This is a genomic window from Jatrophihabitans sp. (genome assembly GCF_035474675.1).
In the GTDB taxonomy this organism is placed as follows: Bacteria; Actinomycetota; Actinomycetes; order Mycobacteriales; family Jatrophihabitantaceae; genus Jatrophihabitans_A.
In genome coordinates, this window is record NZ_DATINC010000018.1 from 25,531 (window position 1) to 47,912 (window position 22,382).

At 73.0% G+C, this 22,382-nt stretch carries 17 protein-coding genes and 1 pseudogene; 15 read left to right on the forward strand and 3 right to left on the reverse strand.

Annotated elements, in window-relative coordinates:
• Positions 1-7: 7 nt before the first annotated feature.
• Positions 8-394, forward strand: coding sequence for a DUF3040 domain-containing protein (locus VLJ82_RS01505; RefSeq protein ID WP_408661553.1), 387 nt, complete (start codon positions 8-10; stop codon positions 392-394).
• A gap of 155 nt (positions 395-549) precedes the next feature.
• On the opposite strand, the gene VLJ82_RS01510 is transcribed toward VLJ82_RS01505, so the two are convergent.
• From VLJ82_RS01510 to VLJ82_RS01520, 3 genes are read right to left on the reverse strand one after another with little or no spacing between them, the layout of a single operon-like run.
• Positions 550-2,859 (reverse strand): DUF3488 and transglutaminase-like domain-containing protein, encoded by a 2,310-nt coding sequence (locus VLJ82_RS01510; RefSeq protein ID WP_408661554.1) that lies wholly within the window; start codon positions 2,857-2,859, stop codon positions 550-552.
• A complete protein-coding gene (locus VLJ82_RS01515; RefSeq protein WP_408661555.1) occupies positions 2,856-4,160 on the reverse strand; it encodes a DUF58 domain-containing protein in 1,305 nt (434 codons plus the stop codon). Before VLJ82_RS01515 ends, VLJ82_RS01510 begins: the two co-directional genes overlap by 4 nt.
• Positions 4,161-4,178: 18 nt before the next feature.
• Positions 4,179-5,243 (reverse strand): AAA family ATPase, encoded by a 1,065-nt coding sequence (locus VLJ82_RS01520; RefSeq protein ID WP_408661556.1) that lies wholly within the window; start codon positions 5,241-5,243, stop codon positions 4,179-4,181.
• 415 nt (positions 5,244-5,658) lie between these two features.
• On the opposite strand from VLJ82_RS01520, the gene mraZ reads away from it, so the two are divergent.
• From mraZ to VLJ82_RS01590, 14 genes and pseudogenes are all read left to right on the forward strand, one after another.
• On the forward strand, positions 5,659-6,087 hold the full coding sequence (gene mraZ / locus VLJ82_RS01525) for a division/cell wall cluster transcriptional repressor MraZ (protein ID WP_408661557.1): 429 nt from the start codon (positions 5,659-5,661) through the stop codon (positions 6,085-6,087).
• Positions 6,088-6,329: 242 nt separating this feature from the next.
• Positions 6,330-7,319, forward strand: a complete 990-nt coding sequence (gene rsmH, locus VLJ82_RS01530) for a 16S rRNA (cytosine(1402)-N(4))-methyltransferase RsmH (protein WP_408661558.1) — start codon at positions 6,330-6,332, stop codon at positions 7,317-7,319.
• Positions 7,316-7,897: a septum formation initiator family protein gene (locus VLJ82_RS01535; RefSeq protein WP_408661559.1), complete on the forward strand. Its 582-nt coding sequence runs from the start codon at positions 7,316-7,318 to the stop codon at positions 7,895-7,897. The genes rsmH and VLJ82_RS01535 overlap by 4 nt, the downstream gene beginning before the upstream one ends.
• A gap of 236 nt (positions 7,898-8,133) precedes the next feature.
• Entirely contained in the window at positions 8,134-10,248 is a 2,115-nt protein-coding gene (locus tag VLJ82_RS01540; protein WP_408661560.1) for a peptidoglycan D,D-transpeptidase FtsI family protein, read from the forward strand.
• A 77-nt stretch (positions 10,249-10,325) separates the two neighbouring features.
• On the forward strand, positions 10,326-12,014 hold the full coding sequence (locus VLJ82_RS01545) for a UDP-N-acetylmuramoyl-L-alanyl-D-glutamate--2,6-diaminopimelate ligase (RefSeq protein WP_408661561.1): 1,689 nt from the start codon (positions 10,326-10,328) through the stop codon (positions 12,012-12,014).
• Complete coding sequence (locus VLJ82_RS01550; RefSeq protein ID WP_408661562.1) at positions 12,011-13,471, forward strand: UDP-N-acetylmuramoyl-tripeptide--D-alanyl-D-alanine ligase; 1,461 nt, start codon at positions 12,011-12,013, stop codon at positions 13,469-13,471. The genes VLJ82_RS01545 and VLJ82_RS01550 overlap by 4 nt, the downstream gene beginning before the upstream one ends.
• The gene (gene mraY / locus VLJ82_RS01555; RefSeq protein ID WP_408661563.1) at positions 13,468-14,562 is read left to right on the forward strand and encodes a phospho-N-acetylmuramoyl-pentapeptide-transferase; all 1,095 of its coding nucleotides are present in this window, start codon (positions 13,468-13,470) and stop codon (positions 14,560-14,562) included. The genes VLJ82_RS01550 and mraY overlap by 4 nt, the downstream gene beginning before the upstream one ends.
• Before the next feature lie 270 nt (positions 14,563-14,832).
• A complete protein-coding gene (gene ftsW, locus VLJ82_RS01560; protein WP_408661564.1) occupies positions 14,833-16,443 on the forward strand; it encodes a putative lipid II flippase FtsW in 1,611 nt (536 codons plus the stop codon).
• A gap of 4 nt (positions 16,444-16,447) precedes the next feature.
• The gene (locus VLJ82_RS01565; protein ID WP_408661565.1) at positions 16,448-17,548 is read left to right on the forward strand and encodes a UDP-N-acetylglucosamine--N-acetylmuramyl-(pentapeptide) pyrophosphoryl-undecaprenol N-acetylglucosamine transferase; all 1,101 of its coding nucleotides are present in this window, start codon (positions 16,448-16,450) and stop codon (positions 17,546-17,548) included.
• Between the two features lie 187 nt (positions 17,549-17,735).
• On the forward strand, positions 17,736-19,106 hold the full coding sequence (gene murC / locus VLJ82_RS01570; protein WP_408661569.1) for a UDP-N-acetylmuramate--L-alanine ligase: 1,371 nt from the start codon (positions 17,736-17,738) through the stop codon (positions 19,104-19,106).
• A gap of 26 nt (positions 19,107-19,132) precedes the next feature.
• A complete protein-coding gene (locus VLJ82_RS01575; RefSeq protein WP_408661566.1) occupies positions 19,133-19,855 on the forward strand; it encodes a cell division protein FtsQ/DivIB in 723 nt (240 codons plus the stop codon).
• A gap of 221 nt (positions 19,856-20,076) precedes the next feature.
• Positions 20,077-21,267 carry a cell division protein FtsZ gene (gene ftsZ / locus VLJ82_RS01580; RefSeq protein ID WP_408661567.1) on the forward strand — a complete coding sequence of 397 codons (1,191 nt, stop codon included), beginning with the start codon at positions 20,077-20,079 and terminating at the stop codon, positions 21,265-21,267.
• Positions 21,268-21,281: 14 nt separating this feature from the next.
• Positions 21,282-22,022, forward strand: a complete 741-nt coding sequence (locus VLJ82_RS01585) for a YggS family pyridoxal phosphate-dependent enzyme (protein WP_408661568.1) — start codon at positions 21,282-21,284, stop codon at positions 22,020-22,022.
• Positions 22,023-22,086: 64 nt separating this feature from the next.
• A pseudogene (locus VLJ82_RS01590) lies at positions 22,087-22,382 on the forward strand (cell division protein SepF); the annotation flags it as partial.

Consider the following 22,382-nt stretch of genomic DNA (forward strand, 5'->3'; position numbering starts at 1 on the left):
GGAGGGCATGATGCCGCTCTCCGAGCATGAGCAGAGACTGCTCGACGAAATTGAACAAGCCCTGTACGCGGAGGACCCGAAATTCGCGTCCTCTGTCAGGTCGGCTCGCCCCCGCAATCGCGTGCGCACCATGCTCGCGTTGTCGGTGGTCGGCGTCCTGCTGGGGCTCGCTGTGGTCCTGGTCGGGCTGACGGCCAACCTGACCTTGCTGGGTGTCCTGGGTTTTGTTCTGATCGTGGGCTCGTGCGTGGCCGCCGCAAGTGCGCTGCGGGGTCCGCGGCAGAACGGCTCCGCCTCGCTGGCGGCCCAGGCCGGCCAGGCGCGCAACGCCAAGTCGAACACCTTGCGCACCAAGATGGAAGACCGGATGCGCAAGCGGTTCGAGGAGAGCTGACCCGGATCTTCTCACCGGCCCCGGCCTGCTGACTGGTCACCAGCCAGCGGACCGGGGCCGCTGAGTGTCCGGACAAACCTGGGCAAGCTGCTGTGCTCCCGGCCTGGCAGGCCCGCCCGACGCCCGGTTGAGCCGCAGCCGGCCGAACCCGAGGTTCAGCGCCGCCAGCGCGGCTGCCGGCTGATCAGCGACCGTGGCAACCACCGGTGCAGCATGCTCAGCCGCCGGTCGGTACGCCGGGCCCACCGGGTCAGCGCCTGGTCGAGGGCCGCGATCGAGTCGGCGGGCACCTCGGAGACCCGGTGCGCGCTGAATCGGTCCTGCTCGACCCGGTCGGCCACCGCGGTGACCGCGGCCCGGCCACGGTCGTCGACGCCGTGCCGGGACAGCCACCCGGGCACCTGCCCGACGGTCACCGTGCTGGGCCACAGCGCGTCCCGGTCGATGGCGGTGGCCGCCAGCTCCAGCCAGAGCGGCTCGGGATTGCCGGTGGTGCGGGCCCGGTCCAGGCGCCGGCGGCGTTGCCGCTGCCGCACCCACTGCGGACCGAAGACCAGCGCGAGGATCACCAGGATCACCAGCAGCACCAGCAGCGCGATCCCCACCACCTTGGCCGACAGCAGGGAGCTCCCGCCGTCCTGGCCGTTCTGATCGGCCTGGTTGGACGCCGACGAGGTTGCCCCCGACGGACCGCGGTTCGCGGTCTCGGCAACGGACGGCTCGGCAACCTCCTGCGGATGCCGTGCCCAGGGCAGCTGCACCAGCCGGCCGGCGTCCGCACCGGACAGCGGGGTCGGGTCGAACGGGATCCAGCCGATCGTGGAGAAGTACACCTCGACCCAGGCGTGCGCGTCGGAGGTGGTCACGGTGAACACGCCGTTGGTGTCCGGCTGGCGGTGGGTGTAGCCCACCACGACCCGGGTGGGCAGGTTCGCCACCCGCATCAGCACCGCCGCGGCCGCGGCGTACTGCTGGCAGAAGCCCTTCTTGTTCTGCAGGAAGGACACCAGGTCGTCCTGGCCGTCCTTGGGCGCGGTCTCGAGGGAGTAGACGAAGCCGTTCTTGCCGTTGCTGAAGTAGTCCGAGATGGCCTTGGCCTTGTCGTAGTCGTTGTCCAGCCCGGCGACCAGGTCGCGCGCCCGATCGGTCACCGAGGCCGGCAGGTCCGGCAGGCCGAGGTAGCGCTGGCGCAGGCTCTCGTCCACGTTCCACGGCTGGGCCGCCCGCAGGGTGGCCACCGAGGGGTCGGGCTGGCTCACCGCCTCGGTGTAGGACATCCCCCGCCGCAGCGAGGCGTTGACCACGCTGGCGGTGGCGCTGTTCCAGTTGCCGGTGGGCGGGCGCAGGCCGCTGCCGTCCGGCGGTTTGATCTCGGACGGGTTGGCCAGCAGCGGCAGCGTGCTGCCGCCGAGCGCCAGGATGGTGAAGGTGGCGTTGTAGGAGGGCTTCTTGGCACCGGGGTCGCTCTGCTCACCCGGGTCGATCGGGAACACTCCCTGGCCCAGCGGGAGCAGCGGATCGGCGATCCTGCGGGGTGAGGCCTGCCAGCCCTCGGTGGTGTACTGGTCGGCCACCTCCTGCCGGACGTAGTAGGGGACGCCGGCGCTGGCCTGTACCCGGAACAGCTGCACCGGCGTGGTCCGCTGCAGCGAGCCGCGCAACTTGGCCAGGCCGCTCAGCACCACCTGGCCGTTGCCGGAGCCCGAACCGTTGCCGTTGTGGTGGGTGGCCCGGGCGAGCACGTTCACCGACACCGACGGCAGCAGCAGCGGAACGATCAGCGCGGCCACCACGCCGGTCACCGCCATCCGCCGGGCACCGCCGAGCCGGCCGGCCGAGCCGTCCACCGAGGGGCCCCAGGCCCGGTCCTGCAACCGGGTACCGGACAGCAGGATGAGCAGGAACCCGCCGGCCGCGGCGGCGAACCAGACCGGGTGCGCCGCCTCCGAGGAGGTCGCCGAGGCGATCGCCAGCACCTCCAGCAGGGGTGCCGCGGCCAGCAGCGGGCGGCGCAGCTGCACCGCCAGGACGTCGGTCAGGGCCACCAGCGCCACCAGCGCGGAGGCGACCAGCAGCCGCAGCGCGCTGGTGGAGGCCAGCGGCGCGTTCTCCTGCTGCATGGTGGTGTTCGCCGTCCGGACCAGATCGCCGATGTCGGACAGCGAGGTAGGGGTGGGCAGCACCCCCACCAGCAGGTGCTGCGGAACGAAGACCCACAGCACCATCAGCACCGAGGCCACCAGTCCCAGCAGGCTGTGCCACCAGCGCGGGGCCGAGCGCATCCGGAACAGGGCCACCACGGCCAGGTAGGGCAGCACGCAGCCGATGCTGACCATCAGCCAGGCCCAGTCGGTGAAGATCGAGCGCAACGGCAGGGTGGTCAGCAGCACGCCGGCGGCGACCGTGCCGGTGGCGGCCACCACGACCTGGTCAGGTGCGGCGCGGTAGGAGTCGGCGGAACTCATCGGACGCTGGTCACCCTCCTCGAGAGCAGGCTGGGCCACAGTTCGGCGATGTCGTCGCCGGCCTCGGCCGGCACCACCCGCCAGCCGGCGGCCCGCAGGGTTTCGGCGCTGGACTGCCAGGCGGCCTCGGCCAGCAGGTCGGAGGTGTCGCCGTTCCAGGTCCACGGCCGCAGCAGCACCGCCACCGCCGTGCCGGGCATCCGGGGCTGGGTGAGCAGCCCGCTGACCGAGCTCTTCGGGCTGGCGGCCAGCACCGCGAACACGGCGGCATCCCGGCCGAGGCCGGTGAGGGCGGCGGTCAGCGGCTCCAGGTCGGCCCGCAGGGCGGGCTTGACGTCGGCCAGCATGTCCAGGATCGCCGGCGAGCTGTCGTGGGCCACCTGCCCGTCGCCGGTCACCACCGCGACCCGCCGGCCGCGTTCGGCCAGGTGGCAGGCGATGCTGGCGGCCGCCGAGATGGCCCATTCCAGGGCGGCCGAGTCCGGTTGGGACGGCACCGTCGGGTAGGCCAGCGAGCGGTGGTCCAGCAGCACCAGCGACTCACCGTGCCAGGGCCGCTCCTCCTGCCGGACCATGAACGCACCGGACCGGGCGGTACTGCGCCAGTGGATCTTGCGCAGGTCGTCGCCGTGCCGGTACTCCCGTACCGAGGCGTCGTCCGAGCCGCCGCTGCCGACCGAGTGGCTGAGGGTGGCCGCCCCGTCCCGCCAGGCGATCGGCAGTGCCAGGTCGGCCAGTCGATAGGTCTTCGGCCGCACGACCAGCTCGCCGACGTCGGTGGACTGGGTGTCGGCGGTGACCAGGCCGAACGGGTCGCTGGCCATCACGGTGGTGGGGCCCACGGTGTAGTGGCCACGGCGCAGGGTCGGCAGCGGGTAGGCCACCGTACGGCGCTGCCGCCCCCGGACGCCGGCCACGCTGAAGCGCAGCGGCCGCCCGCCGGGCACCGTCTCGGTGATCCGCAGCGGGCCGGTGCCGAAGCTGTGCGGGTTGCCCAGCACCAGCCGGACCTGGGCCTGCTCGCCGACCACGATCCGGGACGGGGTCACCGCGTGCCCGACCCGCAGCCCCGAGCGGGCCTGCCGGACGGCCAGCCAGGCCGGCACCGGCAGCACCAGCAGCAGCACGCCCAGCCGTTCCAGGTCCGTCACGCCGAGCAGCAGGCCGCTGGCCAGCGAGATCAGGCCCACCGTCAGGAAGGTCCGGCCCCGGCTGGACAGCGCCACCCGCTGGGTGCCGATCGCGGCGGTGTCGATCAGCCGGGGAGCCGCCGAGGAGCCGCCGATGGGGCGAGTGGTCACGTGCGCGTACCTATCTGCCTAGCCGCGGGGACTGGCCACCGGAATCGGGACCTTGGCCACGATCTCTGCCAGCAGGTCCTCCGGTGAGCGGCCGGCCACCGTGGCGGTGGCTGCCGGGATCAGCCGGTGGGCGAGCACCGGCACGGCCAGCTGCTGGATGTCGTCGGGCAGCACGTAGTCCCGGCCGGCCAGCGCCGCGGCGGCCTTGGCGGTGCGCAGCAGGTGCAGCGAGCCGCGCGGCGAGGCGCCGAGCCGGATCTCGGGGTGGTTGCGGGTGGCCTCGGCCAGCGTCACCACGTAGTCCTTCACCGAGTCGACGACGTGCACGCTGCGCACCGTCTCGATCAGCGAGCGGATGGTGCCGGCGTCCGAGACCGGCTGCAGGGTCGACAGCGGGTCGGTGGTGGTCTGGTCGCTCAGCATGGCGATCTCGGCGGTCCGGTCCGGGTAGCCGAGCGAGAGCTTGGCGGTGAACCGGTCCCGCTGCGCCTCGGGCAGGGCGTAGGTGCCCTCCATCTCGACCGGGTTCTGGGTGGCCAGCACCAGGAACGGCGACTGCAACTCGTACCGCACGCCGTCCACGGTCACCTGCCGCTCGGCCATGCACTCCAGCAGCGCCGCCTGGGTCTTGGGGGAGGCGCGGTTGATCTCGTCGCCGAGCAGGAGATTGGCGAACACCGGGCCGGGCTTGAACTCGAAGTCGGCGGACTCGGCGTTGTAGATGCTCACCCCGGTGACGTCGCTGGGCAGCAGATCGGGGGTGAACTGGATTCGCCGCACCGAGCAGTCGATGGACCGGGCCAGCGCCTTGGCGAAGGTGGTCTTGCCGACGCCGGGCACGTCCTCGATCAGCAGGTGGCCCTCGGCCAGCAGGACGGTGACGCCGAGCCGGACGACGTCGTACTTGCCGGCGATCACCTTCTCGATGTTGGCGATGATGCGCTGGGCGGCGGGACCCACCTCGTTGACCGGAATGGCCGGCGGGGCCTGCGTCCCGCCGTGGGCTCCCGGCTGCGGGCCGTGGCCGTTCTGCGCCGCCGAGCCGGCCCCCAGCTCCGCGGCCTGGGCTGCTGCATGTGTCACTACGGAATCCGTTCTGTGCTCCGAGGGGCCGACAGCCGGGAACTGCCTGCAATCCCTTCGAGGTTGTCGAGAAGCGGTCATGAGCGGGTAGTCACTCGAGGCCGGCGGCAGCCGCCGGCCCGATTCGGCTCCAGCGTAGTTGCTCGGGCAGGCACTCGTGTGGGGTCTGCGCGGACTTCCAGCTAACGGTTCTGACGCGGCCGGCTCCGTCCGGCAGGGCCAGCCCGCGGTGCTTCGCACGGCCGAAGTGGGGATTTCGCCGCCCAGGATTCCGGCTCGCCGCCCGGTTCATCCGGGTTTCTACCAGCTGTGCGCGTCAATCCGGCCGACATTTCTGCAGTGCAGTGGTGACCAGTGGGGTATGGTGGGTCATAGTGGGGATATTGTTAAGTAGCGCTGACCTGGGAGGTGGGCGATGTTCCTCGGCACCCACACCCCCCGGTTGGACGACAAGGGCCGGTTGGCGCTGCCCGCGAAGTTCCGCACCGAGCTGGAGGGAGGACTGGTGATCACCAAGGGCCAGGAACGCTGCCTGTTCGTGTTCCCGATGGCGGAGTTCAGCCGGATCACCGAGTTGCTGCGCTCCGCCCCGGTCACCCAGCGCAGTGTCCGGGACTACAGCCGGGTGTTCTTCGCCAGCGCCTCGCACGAGGTTCCGGACGGCCAGGGCCGGATCACCGTGCCCAGCCAGTTGCGCGAGTACGCCGGACTGTCCAAGGACTGCGTGGTGATCGGCGCCAACAGCCGGGTCGAGGTCTGGGACGCCGAGGCGTGGCAGGCCTACCTGGCCGGCACCGAGCAGGCGTTCGCCGAGGCCGAGGAGGTGCTGCCCGGCCTGCTCTAGGTCACTGCACAGACCCGTCGAGGCAGGCGCATGCGGATCGGCCTCCTCCCGCCACCCCGGCAACCACCTGACGCACTTCCCCAGCGCCAGGCGGCCCGGTTCTCCCAGGCGGGCGGGGACCCATCGGCATGAGCCCGGCCGGCAGGGACGACCGGCAGGAAACCGCAGGCAGGAAACCACCCGCAGGAAACGACAGGCACCACCCGAAGTACAGGCACCCGCGTCACGAGGCAGCACCCGAGATGTACAGGAGTTCCCGCATGGGCGAACCCGGGCCGCCGGCCCCGGCTGGGCACGTCCCGGTGCTGCTGGACCGGGTGGCCGAGCTGCTCGCCCCGCCGTTGGCCCGGCCCGGCGCGGTGCTGGTCGATGCCACCCTGGGCCTGGCCGGCCACAGCGCGGCACTGCTCACCGCGCATCCGCAGGCGGTGCTGGTGGGACTGGACCGCGACCAGCAGGCGCTGCGGATCAGCGCCGAGCGGCTGGCTGGCTTCGCCGGGCGGACCCACCTGGTGCACGCCGTCTACGACCAGCTGCCCCGGGTGCTGGCCGAGCTGGACCTGGACCGGATCGACGCCGCGCTGTTCGACCTGGGGGTCTCCTCGATGCAGCTGGACCGGCCCGAGCGCGGCTTCTCCTACGCCCAGGACGCACCGCTGGACATGCGGATGGACGCCGAAGACCCGCTGACCGCGGAGGAGGTCGTCAACAGCTACCCGGTACCGCAGCTGGCCCGGGTGCTGCGTGACTACGGCGAGGAACGGTTCGCGCTGCGGATCGCCCAGGCGATCGGGCGGCGCCGCGCCGAGCACCGGCTGACTTCCACCGCGGAGCTGGCCGAGCTGGTCCGGCAGGCCATCCCGGCGGCGACCCGCCGCACCGGCGGGCATCCGGCCAAGCGCACCTTCCAGGCGCTGCGGATCGAGGTCAACGCCGAACTGGCCGCGGTGCAGGCCGCGATCCCCGCCGCGCTGCAGGCGCTCACCGTAGGAGGGCGCATCGTGGTGCTGGCCTACCACTCGCTGGAGGACCGGATCGTCAAGCGCAGCTTCGCCGAGCTCGCCACCGACCGGACGCCGCCGGACCTGCCGGTGGCGCTGGCCGCGGCCGGCCCGCAGATCAGGCTGCTCAACCGGGGCGCCGAGCCCGCCACCGAGGCCGAGATCGCCGCCAACCCGCGGGCCGCCTCGGTACGGATGCGGGCCGCCGAGCGCATCCGGGAGGCGGCATGACGGCCCGCCGGGTGCGCCGGCTGCCGCTGCCGGTGCTGCTGGCGGTGCTGCTGGTGGGCGGCCTGTGCACGCTGCTGGCGTTGAACACCGCCTCGGCCGCCCAGGAGCTGCGGCAGCGCTCGCTGACCGAGCGCAACGCCGAGCTGTCGGACCTGGCCCAGCAGCTGACCCGCGACCTGGCGGCCCAGCAGGCACCCGGGTCGCTGGCCTCGGCCGCCGCGGCCGAGGGCCTGATACCCAATCCCAACCCGGCCTTCCTCCGGCTCAACGCCGACGGCTCGGTCACCGTGCTGGGCTCGCCGGCGCCGGCCAGCCTGCCCGCTCCGGTGGTGACCCCCACGCCGACCGCCGCGCCGCGACCCAGCGTCACCCCCCGGGCGACGGCCAGCCCGACCGCGTCCGGCACGCCGGCCAGCGCCGGACGGTCGAGCCCGGCCGGTTCGACCAGCCGGCCGAGTGCCAGCGCCAGCCGGTCCGCCGCCGGCTCCCGGTCGCCGGCGCCGGTAGTGACCGTCACGGTGACCCGGTCCGTCCCGCCGCCGAGCCCGACGAAGTCTTCCGCGCCCGGAGGGCACTGATGAGCCGACTGCCCCAGCCACCGACCCCGCCCCAGCGGCCCGCGGTGCCGCGGCCGGCCGCGGACCGGCAGCGGGGGACCGCCGGGCGGCCGGCCCCGGGACACCATCCGGCGGCCGGCCCGCGGCCCGCTGCCGACCCACGGCCTACCACCGGCCAGCGACCTCCGACCGGCCAGCGGCCGGCGGCGGCCCAGCGGTCCGCTGCCGCCCCACGACCCACGACGGCCCAGCGGCCTATGACCGGCCAGCGGCCGGCGGCGGCCCAGCGGTCCGCTGCCGCCCCACGACCCACGACGGCCCAGCGACCCACGACTGGCCAGCGGCCGGCGGCGGCCCAGCGAGCTACCACCGCTCAGCGACCGGCGACCGGTGACCGTCCCGTCGCCGCGCCCCGCTCGGCCGCAGCCCAGCGGCCCACCGCAGCCCAGCCGGCCGACCGGCGGCCGCAGGACTGGCGCCAGCAGGACCGGCGGCGGCAGGACTGGCAGCGGCCGGAGCCGGCGACCCGGCCGGCCCGGGGTGCCCGCCAGCCGCTGCGGTCCCGCGAGCCCGCGCCGGCCGCCCGGCGTCCGGCCCCCCGGCGGCGGGTACCGCGCGGCCGGCGCGCCCTGCGGCTGGGCAAGTCGCTGCGCCGGCTGTGGGCCAGCGTGGTGGTGGTCAGCCTGCTGCTGGCCGTGGTGCTCGCCCGGCTGGTGTGGTTGCAAGGCATGGACGCCGGCGGCTACGCGCTGGCCGCCTCGGACGAGAAGCGCGAGTTCGTCACCCTGCACGCCGCCCGCGGGTCGATCGTGGACCGCAACGGGGTCCCGCTTGCCTACACCGCCGACGCCAAGGACATCGTCGCCGACCCGACGATGGTGCCGACGGCCGACCGGTGGGACTACGCCACCATGCTCGCCCCGTTGCTCGGCAAGTCGGTGTTGACGATCTCCGACCTGCTCACCTCCAGCTCGCGCTACGTGCTGCTGGCCACCGCGCTCTCCCCGGCGGCCGCCAAGCAGGTCGAGGACCTCAAGCTGCGCGACGAGCCACTGTCGGGCATCTTCGCCCAGGCCACCTCGCAGCGGCTCTATCCCGGCCGGACCACCGGCGCCAACGTGGTCGGCCTGATCCAGTCCGACGGCACCGGCGCCGCCGGCATCGAGTACAGCTACGACGCGCTGCTGCGGGGCACCGACGGCTCGGTCAGCTACCAGAAGGACGCGGTCGGCAACGTCAACCCGGCCGGTCCGATCAAGCGCAAGGCGGCCGCCGACGGCGGCACGGTGCGGCTGACCATCGACCAGGACCTGCAGTACCTCAGCCAGAAGTACCTCGACGACTCGATCCGGCAGTCCGGTGCCCGCGGTGGCCAGCTGACCGTGCTGGACGCCCGGACCGGCCAGGTGCTGGCGATGGCCTCCAACGGCACCTTCGACCCGCAGAACCCGGCCACCCTGGACGGCGGCCGGTCGCTGAACCCCAACATCCAGCAGGTCTTCGAGCCCGGCTCGGCCAACAAGATCGTGACGATGGCCGCCGCGCTGGAGAAGGGCCTGATCACCCCGCGGTCGGTGTTCTCGGTGCCCGACACCATCTCCACCGGCGGGGTCACCGTGCACGACGCCTGGTGGCACCCCACCCAGCGGTTCACCGCCACCGGCGTGCTCGCCGAGTCCTCCAACGTCGGCACCCTGCTGATCGCCGACAAGGTGGGCAAGCAGACCTTCGACGACTACCTGCACCGGTTCGGCCTGGGGCAGAAAACCGGCATCGAACTGCCCGGCGAGAGCGCCGGCCTGCTGCCCGACATCGACAGCTGGTCCGATTCCACCTTTGCCAACCTGCCGATCGGGCAGGGGGTGGCGATGACCTCGCTGCAGCTCGCCTCGATGTACCAGACGGTCGCCAACGACGGGGTGCGCATCCCGCCCCGGGTGGTCGCCTCGGTGACCCACTCCGACGGCTCGGTGTCGGCCACCGCGCAGCCGGCCGGCATCCGGGTGCTGTCGGCCGCGACCGCCCGGACGCTGCGCACCATGCTGGAGTCGGTGACCCTCAAGGGCGGCACCGGCACCAAGGCGGCCATCCCGGGCTACCGGGTGGCGGGCAAGACCGGCACCGCCCAGCAGCCGGATCCGGTCACCGGCCGGTACTCCGACTCTGTCTACTGGGACACCTTCGCCGGGATGGCGCCGGCCGACAACCCCCGGTTCGCGGTGGCCATCATGATCGACAACCCGGCGCACGGCCTGGAGGGCGGCGACGTGGCCGCTCCGCTGTTCCACCACATCGCCGCCTACCAGCTGTCGGCCGAGAAGATCGTCCCGAGCGGGTCGCAGTCGGTGCTGGTTCCGCTGACCCTGAACTAGCGCCGCCCAGCGCCGCTCGGCAGCAGCCAGCAGTACTGCCCGACCAGTCGCGACCGACCGAACCGGCGAGGAGGGGAATGGCCGAGTCCCGGAATGTGGGCCGGAGCCCATCGGTAACGTGGGCAGGCGTGGCGCCACCGCAGCGAGCTCACCCGGACGGGGCCGGGCCCCGTCCGAGCCAGGCCGTCGCCCGACAGCTCGGCGCCCTGGCCGACCTGCTCGGCGCCTCGGTGGTCAGCGCCGACCCGGAGGCCGGCAGCGTCCTGGTGTCGGGGGTGAGTGCCAGCTCCACCCAGGTCCGTCCGGGCGACCTGTTCGCGGCCCTGCCCGGCGCCAGCCGGCACGGGCTGGCCTTCCTGGACCAGGCGCTGGCCGCCGGCGCGGTGGCGGTGTTCACCGATCCGGCCGGTGCCGCGCAGCTGGTCGGCTTCGCCACCCCGGCGCTGGTGGTGGACGACCCGCGCACCGCGCTGGGGCCGCTGGCGGCCGAGGTGTACGGGCACCCGTCGGCGAGCCTGCCGGTCTACGGGGTGACCGGAACCAGCGGCAAGACCACCACCACCTTCCTGGTCCGGGCGGGCCTGGCCGCGGCCGGCCGCCGCACCGGCCTGATCGGGACGGTCGGGGTGTTCCTGGACGCCGAGACGGTCAAGACCCCGTTCACCACGCCGGAGGCCCCGCAGCTGCAGGCGCTGCTGGCGGTGATGGCCGAGCGCGGCCTGGACAGCGTCGCGATGGAGGTGTCCTCGCACGCGCTGCGGCTGGGCCGGGTGGACGGCACCGAGTTCGCGGTGGCCGCCTTCACCAACCTCTCCCAGGACCACCTGGACTTCCACGCCGACATGGAGGACTACTTCCAGGCCAAGTCCCTGCTCTTCGACGGCCGGGCCCGCCGCGAGGTCGTGGTGGTCGACGACGACTGGGGACGCCGGCTGGTGCGGCCGGCCACCGTCACCGTCAGCACCCGGGACCCGGCCGCGGACTGGCATGCCGGCGACGTACGGGTGCTGGCCGACGGCAGCACCCAGTTCACGGTGCACGGGCCGGGCACGGACTTCGAGGCGGGCTGCCGCATCCCCGGCGCCTACAACATCGCCAACGCGCTGCTGGCCTTCGCGATCCTCGCCGAGGCCGGCGTCGAGGCGGCCGCGGTGGCGCCGGCGGTGGCCGCCGCCCAGGTGCGCGGCCGGATGGAGCGGGTGGACGGCGACCAGCCGTTCCTGGTGGTGGTGGACTACAGCCACAAGCCGGCCGGGGTGGCCGGTGCGCTGCAGGCGCTGCGGGCGCTGACCACCGGCCGGCTGATCGTCGTGCTGGGCTGCGGTGGGGACCGCGACCGGGGCAAGCGCGCGGTGATGGGGGAGGTCGCGGCCACCGGCGCCGACGTGCTGATCGTGACCGACGACAACCCGCGCTCGGAGCCGCCGGCCGAGATCCGGGCCGCCATGCTGGCCGGCACCCGGTCGGTGCCGGCCGACCGGCGCGCCACCGTCCTCGAGGAGGGCGACCGGCGCACCGCGATCGAGCGGGCCGTCGCGCTGGCCCGGCCCGGCGACACCGTGCTGATCGCGGGCAAGGGCCACGAGACCGGGCAGGAGGTCGGCGGCACGGTGCTCGCCTTCGACGACGTCGAGGTGGCCCGGGCCGCCCTGGCCGGCCAGGGATACCGGCACCGCGAGCCAGGTCACCCGGTGACCGGCGGGGCGGACTCCGGCATGGAACCCGATACCGCACCCGATACCGCATTCGGAGCGGGCCGGCTGTGATCGAACTGAGCATCGCCGAGATCGCCGGGATCGTCGGCGGCCGGCTGGTGAACGCCGACCCGGATCGCACGGTGTCGGGCAAGGTCGAGTTCGACAGCCGCAAGGTGGTGGCCGGCGACCTGTTCCTGGCCATTCCCGGCGCCCGGGTGGACGGCCACGACTACGCCGAGGCGGCGGTGGCCGCCGGCGCGGTGGCGGTGCTGGCCAGCCGGCCGGTGCCGGTGCCGGCCATCGAGGTGGCCGACCCGGTCGAGGCGATCACCACGCTGGCCCGCGCCGTGGCCCGCCGGTTGAGTGCGGTGACCATCGGCATCACCGGCTCGTCGGGCAAGACCTCGACCAAGGACCTGCTGGCACAGGTGCTGGCCGACGCTGGGCCCACCGTCGCCACCCCGGGCTCGTTCAACAACGAGCTGGGCTACCCCTACACCGTGCTGCTGGCCGACGAGAGCACCCGGTTCCTGGTGCTGGAGACCTCGGCCCGCGGGCTCGGCCACATCCGGCACCTGACCGGGATCGCGGCTCCCCGGCTGGCCGGGGTGCTCAACGTGGGCAGTGCCCACCTGTCCGAGTTCGGCAGCCGGGAGGTGATCGCGCAGGCCAAGGGCGAGCTGGTCGAGGCGCTGCCCGCCGCCGCCGACGGCGGGGTCGCGGTGCTCAACGCCGACGACCCGCTGGTCTCGGCGATGGCCGCCCGCACCACCGCCCGGGTGGTCACCGCCGGCGAGCGGGCCGGGGCCGACGTGCGCGCCGAGGGGGTCGCGGTGGACTCCGCGGGCCGGGCGAGCTTCGAGCTGGTCAGCGCCGCCGGCCGGGCCGGGGTGCGACTGCAGGTGCGGGGCGAGCACCAGGTCTCCAACGCGGTGATCGCGGCGGCGCTGGCGCTGGCCTGCGGCATGGAGCTGCCGGCGGTGGCCGAGGCGCTGTCGCGGGCGACCGAGCGCTCGGCCTGGCGGATGGCGGTCAGCGAGACCGCCGCCGGCATCACGGTGATCAACGATGCCTACAACGCCAATCCGGAGTCGATGCGGGCCGCGCTGAAGGCGCTGGCGATCATGTCCGAGGGCCGCCGGTCGATCGCGGTGCTGGGCCACATGGCCGAGCTCGGCCCGGACTCGATCGCCCAGCACGACGCGCTAGGCCGGCACGCCGTCCGGCTGGACGTCTCGGTGCTGATCGCGGTCGGCGAGCAGGCCCGGGCGATCGCCACCGGCGCGGCACTCGAAGGCTCCTTCGACGGTGAGTCAGAGTGGATGCCGGACACCGCGGCGGCCCTCGCCAGGCTGGCGGAGCTGCTGCGGCCAGGTGACGTGGTGCTGGTGAAGGGATCCCGGTCGGCGGCGATGGAGGTTGTGGCGCAGGAGCTGGTCCGACGCTTCGACAGCACGCAGGACGTGCACGGCGCGGAGAGCCCGAACGGCGCGCAGAGCACTGACGCCCGGGAGGGCCGGGCATGAAAACCATCCTGGTCTCCGCGCTGTTCGGGCTGATGACCTCGATCCTGTTCACCCCGCTGGTGGTGAAGTACTTCCGGATCAAGGGATTCGGACAGGAGATCCGCGACGACGGGCCCAAGAGCCACCTGATCAAGCGAGGCACCCCCACCATGGGCGGGGTGGCGATCATGGGCTCGACGATCATCGGGTACCTGATGGCGCACCTGATCGGCTCGTTCCGGCACGACTCGGGCCCGACTGCCTCAGGGTTGCTGCTGCTGTTCCTGATGCTGGGCTCCGGAACGGTCGGCTTCATCGACGACTTCATCAAGCTGCGGCACCGGCGGAGTTTGGGCTTGCGGGCCCGGGCGAAATTCGCCGGCCAGCTGCTCGTCGCGCTGGTGTTCGGGGCCGCGGCGATGATGTTTCGCAACCGGCGCGGGCTGACTCCGGCCTCGGAGCGCATCTCCTACGTACGTGACATCGCCGGCCTCTCGATCGGGCTGATCGGCTTCCTGCTGCTGGCCTACCTGATCATCACCGCCACCACCAACGCGGTGAACCTGACCGATGGCCTGGACGGGCTGGTGGCTGGCAGCGCCGCCATGGTGATGGGCGCCTACACGCTGCTGACCTTCATCCAGTTCCGCAACAGCTGCTACCCGGCCCCGGCGCTGCCGGGCTGCTACGCCATCCGCGATCCTCAGGACCTCGCCCTGATCGCCGCGGCGGCGATGGGCGCCTGCTTCGGCTTCCTGTGGTGGAACGCCAAGCCGGCCCAGATCTTCATGGGCGACACCGGGTCGATGGCGCTCGGCGGCCTGATGGCCGGACTGGCGATCCTGTCGCACACCGAGCTGCTGCTGGTGGTGCTCGGCGGCCTGTTCGCGGTGGTGACGCTCTCCAGCGTCATCCAGACCGGCTGGTTCAAGTACACCCGGCTCAGATCCGGCACCGGCAAACGGGTGTTCCGGATGGCGCCCTTCCATCATCATTTCGAGCTCGGCGGCTGGGAGGAGACCACCACCATCGTCCGGTTCTGGATCGTCAGCGGGCTGGCAGTGGCCTTCGGAATGGGCTTGTTCTATGCCGAATTCATCTCCCACGGCTAGCTGGCCGCCGGTCGGGGGACGGCGGGGCGGGCCGGCTGAGATCACTGCCACGGTGGCGCGACACGCGACACGCCTCCCGAAGATCAGGTTGCCCAGGACCGACGATAGGGCCATGCACGAGGTCGTGGCCGCCGCGACGTCACCGGCCGGCGCCGGTGCCGTGGCACTGCGCGCACCCTCGACCAGGCCCGGACTCCGCGCGGTTCCCGCTTATCGCTCAAAGGCATTGGCCATCGGCCTCGTCCTGACCGGCGGCCCGCGGGCGGTGTCATGATCAACCGGTTGCGCGACCGGGTGAGTGGCATCCGGGTGGTGCGGGCCTCCAGCCGCTACCTGGAAGGCCCTTACGCCTCGGTCCAATTGATGCTGGCCGCCGGTGGCGGGTTGCTGTTCTTCGGCCTGCTGATGTCGGCCTCGACGACCATCTCTGCCTCGGTGCACACCACCGGCGACGCGCCCTGGGCGCAGCTAATCCGCGAGGTGCAGTTCATCGTGCTGAGCGTGCCGGTGTTCTGGCTGGCGGTGCGGATGTCGCCGGCCGCCTACCGCCGGATGGCCTATCCGGCGCTGGGACTGGCGCTCTGCGCCCTGGTCGGCGTCCTGGCGCCCGGTATCGGCGTGACCATCAACGGGGCGCACCGCTGGATCCAGCTGGGTCCGCTGACGGTGCAGCCCTCGGAGTTCGCGAAGCTCGCGATCCTGGTCTGGGGGGCCGACCTGCTTGCCCGCAAGGAATCCCTGCGCACCCTGACCACGGCCAGGCATGTCCTGATCCCACTGGTGCCGGGCTTCGTGGTGGTCATCGGGCTGGTGATGCTCGAGCCCGATCTCGGGACCTCGCTGTGTTTCATCCTGGTGCTGCTGGGCTTGCTGTGGATGGTCGGCCTGCCGTTCCGCTACTTCGCGGTCCTGCTGGTCGCGGTGGCCGGCGTGGTGACGCTGCTGGCGGTCACCGAGGCGTACCGGATGGAGCGGCTGACCACCTTCCTGCATCCCAACCTCGACCCTCAGAATGCGGGCTACCACACCATCCAGGGGTTGTACGCGCTGTCCAGCGGCGGCGTCTTCGGCGTCGGCCTCGGGCAGGGGACGTCGAAGTACGGCTGGGTGCCCAACGCCAACACCGACTATGTCTTCGCCGTCGTGGGGGAGGAGCTGGGGCTGCTCGGCTGCATCGTGGTGCTCGCCCTGTTCGGGCTGTTCACCTACGCCGCCATGCGGATCGCCCATCGCAGCCAGGACCCGTTCGTCCGGCTGGTCAGCAGTGGCGCGGCCATCTGGATCGCCGGGCAGGCCCTGATCAACATCGGCTACGTGACCGCGTTGCTGCCGGTCACCGGCATCCCGCTGCCGTTCATCTCCAACGGCGGCACCTCGCTGGTGCTGACCTGCGCGGTGCTGGGCATGCTGGTCTCCTTCGCCCGGCACGAGCCCGTCGCCGCCCGGGCCGCTCAGCAGGCGGCCGCCGACGGCAGCACCGCACGGTGGATCCGCGCACTGCGGCTGGGGGCGCCGCGGCTGGCTACCCGCTTCGGGACGGCGCGGTCGGGGGCAGCGCGGTCGGGGGCAGCGCGGCAGTCCGCGACCGCCCGGCAGGCCGGCAGCGCCTCCGTCGGCGATCCCGGCACCTCGGCAGCCGCGCCGGCCAGGTCCCGCGCCGGCTCGGGTACCGGCCCGCCCGCCGCCGCGCCCGCCAGGTCGGGCGCCAGCGGGTCCACCCGGGCAGCCGGCATGCCTGCGGGCCGCCAGCTCGACCGGGCCGCCTCTCCACCCCCCGGCGCCCGGGCAGCGACGTCGAAGCGGTCGGCCCCGGCCGGTCGGCGGCAGCCCGCCCCGCACCGGCCGGCGGGCCAGTCCGCGACTCGCCGCAAGGGCGCCTGAGGCGATGGGGCACACCAGCATCGTCCTGGCCGGCGGCCATTCCGCCGGACACATCGAACCAGCGATGAACGTCGCCGACGCGATCCGCGAGCTGGAGCCGGCCGCGCTGATCACCGCGCTCGGCACCGCCCGGGGCCTGGACACCACGCTGATCCCGGCACGCGGGTACCCCTTGGAGCTGATCCCGCCGGTCCCGTTGCCACGGCGGCTGAACCTGGCGCTGCTCAAGACCCCGGGCCGGGTGGCCGCAGCGGTCCGGGCCGCCGGCGCGGTGCTGGACCGGGTGCAGGCCGACGTGGTGGTCGGCTTCGGCGGCTATGTCGCCGCGCCGGCCTACCTGGCCGCCCGCCGGCGCGGCATCCCGATCGTCGTGCACGAGGCGAACGCCCGGCCGGGGGTGGCGAACCGGCTGGCGGCCCGGCTGACCAGCCACGTCTACACCGCGACCGCCTCGCTCGGGTTGCCGCACGGCCAGCCGATCGGCATCCCGCTGCGCCCGGCGATCATCGAGCTCGATCGCGACCGGGAACGGCCCGCCGCCCGGGCCAGGCTGGGGCTGGCCGCCGACCGGCCGACGCTGCTGGTCACCGGCGGCTCCCAGGGCGCCCGGCGGCTGAACGAGGCGGTGCTGGGGGCGCACCGGGCGCTGGCCGAGGCGGGCATCCAGGTGCTGCACATCGCGGGCGCCAAGAACCCGCTGACCGCCCCGGCCAGGACCGCGGACGAGCCGCCGTACCTGGTGCTGCCCTACCTCGACGCGATGGCCGACGCCTACGCCGCCGCCGACTTCGTGCTGTGCCGCTCCGGAGCGATGACCTGCGCCGAGCTGACCGCGGTGGGCCTGCCGGCTGGCTACGTGCCGTTGCCGCTGCGCGGGGGCGAGCAGCGCCTGAACGCCGACCCGATCGTCGCCGCCGGTGGTGGCCTGATGGTGGCCGACGAGAACTGCGACCCGGCCTGGGTGGCCCAGAACGTGGTCGCCGTGCTCACCGACCCGCCCCGGCTGGCCGCGATGGCTGCCGCCGCCCGGCGTGCCGGCGCCAGGGACGCGGCGGCGGTGCTGGCCCGCGCCGTGCTGGAGGTGGCCCGTGACCACCACGCCTGAGCCCGCCGGCCGCGCCGAGCCTGCGAACCGGGCTGAGCCCGCCGGCCCGGCAGCTTCGGGCCCGGCAACCCGGTCCCAGGCCAGCTATGACCGGCCGGCCGGCTGGGCAGCGCCGGGCGCCGCGTTGGTGTCCAGCGCGGCCACCGAGGTGGTGCCGGCCGCGGCCGAGCTCGGCAGGGTGCACATCATGGGCATCGCCGGCTCGGGCATGAGCAGCCTGGCCCGGATCATGCTGGCCCGCGGCCTGCCGGTGACCGGCTGCGAGAGCCGGGAGTCAGCGACCGTGCGGCAGCTGCGCGATCTCGGCGCTCGAATCGAGATCGGGCACTCGCCGCGGCACCTGGATTCCTGCGACACCCTGGTCTACACGACCGCGATCGACCCGGCCAACGTCGAGCTGGCCGCCGGCCGCGAACGGGGGATGCGGGTGCTCCGGCGGGCCACCGCGCTGGCCGCGATGATCAACGGCGCCCGGTGCGTCGCGGTCGCCGGAACCCACGGCAAGACCACCACCACCTCGCTGCTGGCCACCGCCGCGCTGGCCGGCGGGCTCGATCCGTCCTTCGCGATCGGCGCCAACCTGGCCGGCGCCGGGGTGAACGGGCGCTCCGGCAGCGACCCGCTGTTCCTCGTCGAGGCCGACGAGAGCGACGGCTCGTTCCTGCTGCTGTGGCCCGAGATCGCGGTGGTGACCAACGTCGAGGCCGATCACCTGGAGAACCACGGCGACCTGGAAGGGGTCTTCCGGGCCTTCGAGCAGTTCGTCGACCGGATCACCCCCGGTGGCCAGCTGCTGTACTGCGCCGATGACCCCGGCGCCAGCCGGCTGGCCCGCTATGCCGGCGACGCCGGCGTCCGGGTCCGCGGCTACGGCGCCGGGCCGGAGGCCGACATCCAGGTCACCGACATCCGCGAGCTGCCGGACGCGGTGGAGTTCACCGTGCACGGCGCCGCTGCCGGCCCGGTCGAGGTCCGGCTCGGTTCGCTGGTCGGGCGGCACATGGCGCTCAATGCCACCGCCGCGCTCGCCGTCGCGGTCGAGCTCGGCCTGCCGGCCGCACAGGCGGCCGAGAGCTGGCGCGGCTTTGCCGGCGTCCAGCGCCGTTTCGAGTTCCGTGGCGAGGCGGCCGGCGTCCGCGTGTATGACGACTATGCGCACCATCCGACGGAGGTGCGTGCACAGCTCGCCGCCGCCCGCGGGGTGCTGGCCGGCTCCGGGCGGTTGATCGCGATCTTCCAGCCGGGGACCTACAGCCGGACCCAGACGTTCGCCGCGGAGTTCGGCCAGGCGATGGCGCTGGCCGACATCGCCGTGCTGATGGACATCTTTCCCGCCCGCGAGCGGCCGATTCCCGGCGTGACCGGAGCGATGATCGCCGAGCAGGTGCCGTTGGCTGCCGCCCGGGTGGTGTACGAGCCGGACTGGCACGCGGTCGCCGGCCGGGTCGCGGCGCTCGCCCAGCCCGGCGACCTGGTGCTGACCATGGGCATCGGCGACGTCCACCTGTTGTGCGCCGACATGCTCGCCGAGCTCGCCCGGCTGGCGGCAGATCGATGAGCGGCAGCCCGATGTCAGGCAGCCCGATGACCGGCGGCGGATCGATGGCTGGCGGCCTGGCCGGCGGGCTGGGCGGGGTCCGGCGGCCGCGGTGGTGGCACTGGTGCGCGATGGCCGTGGTGCTTGCGCTGCTGGTCTGGCTGGTGGCCTTCTCCAGCGTCCTCGGGGTTCGTACCGTCAATGTGGTCGGGACCCGGACGCTGACCGCCGAGCAGGTCCGCGCCGCGGCCGGCATCCGGTCCGGCACCCCGCTGGCCCGGCTCGACCTCGGCGCCGTCCGTTCGCGGTTGAGCGCGGTCGCGCCGATCCGCGCGGTCACGGTGAGCCGGTCCTATCCGGCCAGCGTCATCATCAAGATCACCGAGCGGGTTCCGATCGGCTACCGCCCGATCGACAGGGGACAGGTGGTGCTGGTCGACCCTGACAACGTGGCCTTCCGCACGGTGGCAGCGGCGCCGGCCGGCCTGCCGCGGTTGCTGGTGCCGGCCATCGGCCCGCAGCCGACGGCGGCGGCAGCGGTCGCCGGAGCGCTGCCCGGCAGGATCCTGCGGGCCCTCAGCTCGATCTCCGCGCCCAGCGCGGAGTCGGTCACGCTGACCTTGCGCGACGGCCGGGTGGTGCTGTGGGGCGGCACCGACCGCAGCACCGACAAGGCGCGGCTGCTGACGGCGCTGCTCGGCCGTCCCGGCCGCTACATCGACCTCAGCGATCCGAGCGCGGTGACCACCCGGACCGACCCCGGCAGCTAGGACGGCCGAGCCCCGCTTCGTTCCTTCGGCTCCGGCGACCCGGATCTCCAATGTTTTGCGGCGTGTCACGGCGCGCCTGCGGGCGGCGGCGGCTCGGCGAACTACTTTTCCTGGTATCGCTCAGGTTGACATAACGTTAACGGTCTACTTGAGGGTGAGGGTTCGAACAGGTGCCCGACCACAACAGCGAAGATCGAAGCCCCAAGCGAAGGACTCCCCACATGACCTCACCCCACAACTACCTCGCTGTGATCAAGGTCGTCGGTGTCGGCGGCGGCGGCGTCAACGCGGTCAATCGGATGATCGAGCAGGGCCTCAAGGGTGTCGAGTTCATCGCGGTGAACACCGACGCCCAGGCTTTGCTGATGTCCGATGCCGACGTCAAGCTCGATGTCGGGCGTGAGCTGACCCGGGGCCTGGGCGCCGGCGCGCAGCCGGAGGTGGGCCGCAAGGCCGCCGAGGATCACCGTGACGAGATCGAAGAGGTGCTCAAGGGCGCCGACATGGTGTTCGTGACCGCGGGTGAGGGCGGTGGCACCGGTACCGGCGGCGCCCCGGTGATCGCCAGCATGGCCCGCAAGCTGGGCGCCCTGACCATCGGCGTGGTGACCAGGCCGTTCTCCTTCGAGGGCAAGAAGCGTGCCACCCAGGCCGAGCTCGGCATCGAGCAGCTGCGGGCCGAATGCGACACCCTGATCGTCATTCCCAACGACCGGCTGCTGCAGATCTCCGACCCTAACGTCTCGGTGATGGACGCCTTCCGCAGCGCCGACCAGGTGCTGCTCTCCGGTGTCCAGGGCATCACCGACCTGATCACCACCCCCGGCCTGATCAACCTGGACTTCGCCGACGTCAAGAGCGTGATGAGCGGCGCCGGCTCGGCGCTGATGGGCATCGGCGCGGCGCGGGGCGAGGGCCGGGCCCGGGCGGCGGCGGAGATGGCGATCGCGAGCCCGCTGCTGGAAGCCAGCATGGACGGCGCGCACGGCGTGCTGCTGTCGATCTACGGCGGGTCGGACCTGGGACTGTTCGAGATCAACGACGCCGCCAGCCTGGTCGCCGAGTCCGCCCACCCCGATGCCAACATCATCTTCGGCGCCGTGATCGACGACACCCTCGGCGACGAGGTCAAGGTGACGGTCATCGCCGCGGGCTTCGACTCCGGCCAGTTGCCCTACAAGAAGGTGGAGATCCCGGCCCGGCGCGAACCGGAGGCACAGCTGGCCACGGTGTCGGCCGCCCCCGCGATGAACGGGGCCTCGCGTCCCGCGCCGTCGTTCTTGCCCAGCTCGGGCGCCACCGCCTACGGCGCGGCACCCACGGGCGCACCGGGCACCGGATGGTCACCGGCCACCACTCGCAAGCCGGTCGAGCCGGACGAGGAACTGGATGTCCCCGACTTCCTCAAGTAGGCCGGCCGCCTTCGATGAGCTCGCCGGAGGATCGGCTGGCCGAGTTGCGCGACAACCTGGCCGCGGTCCGTTCCCGGATCGCTCAGGGCTGCGCGGCCGCCGGCCGGTCCGAGGGCGAGATCACCCTGATCGCGGTGACCAAATTCTTTCCGGTGAGCGATGCGGCGCTGCTGGCGCAACTCGGCGTGACCGACCTGGGGGAGAGCCGCGATCAGGATGCCTCGGTCAAGTCGGCCGAGCTGGCCGCGCTGACCGGCGTCGCCGTCCGGTGGCACTTCATCGGGCGGTTGCAGACCAACAAGGCACGGTCGGTGGCGCGCTATGCCGACCTGGTGCACAGCGTGGACCGGCAAGGCCTGGCGGACGCGCTGGAAGACGGCGCCCGGCGGGCCGGCCGGCAGGCGCTGGATGTCCTGGTCCAGCTGAGCCTCGACCCTCAACCCGGCGCTGAATCAGGTCCGACGGCCCGCGGTGGTGGCGCGGCGGACGAGCTGCTGCGGCTGGCCGATCGGGTCGCCGCATCGGACGTGCTGCGGCTGGCCGGGATCATGGCGATCGCGCCGTTGGGCGGCGATCCCGACGAGGCGTTCGGCCACCTTGCCGAGGTGGCGCAGCGGTTACGGGAGAGCCATCCGGCAGCCGTCATCGTCTCGGCCGGCATGAGCGAGGACCTGGAAGCGGCGCTGCGACATGGCGCGACACACGTGCGGATCGGTACGGCGTTGCTCGGCCGCCGCGAACCACAATTCAGATAGCGTCGGCCCGCAGCAGCGGGAAGTACCTACACAGGAGGACGAAATGGCTACAGCCTTTCGGAAGATGGGCGTCTACCTCGGGCTCGTCGAGGATGACGACTACGCCGACGGCGGCGGCACGGAGTCCTACGGTGCGCTCGCGCGCGATCCGCAGTACCACCGGCGCGAGGTCGAGGCGGCCCCGGCGGCGCGGGCCGGCTACGAGGCCGCGGGCCCGGAGGCCGACGGCTACGACGACTACGACGCATCCTACGAGCAGCCACCGCAGCGGATCACCACCCTGCACCCGCGTACCTACAACGAGGCCAAGACCATCGGGCTGCAGTTCCGCGCCGGAACGCCGGTGATCATGAACCTGTC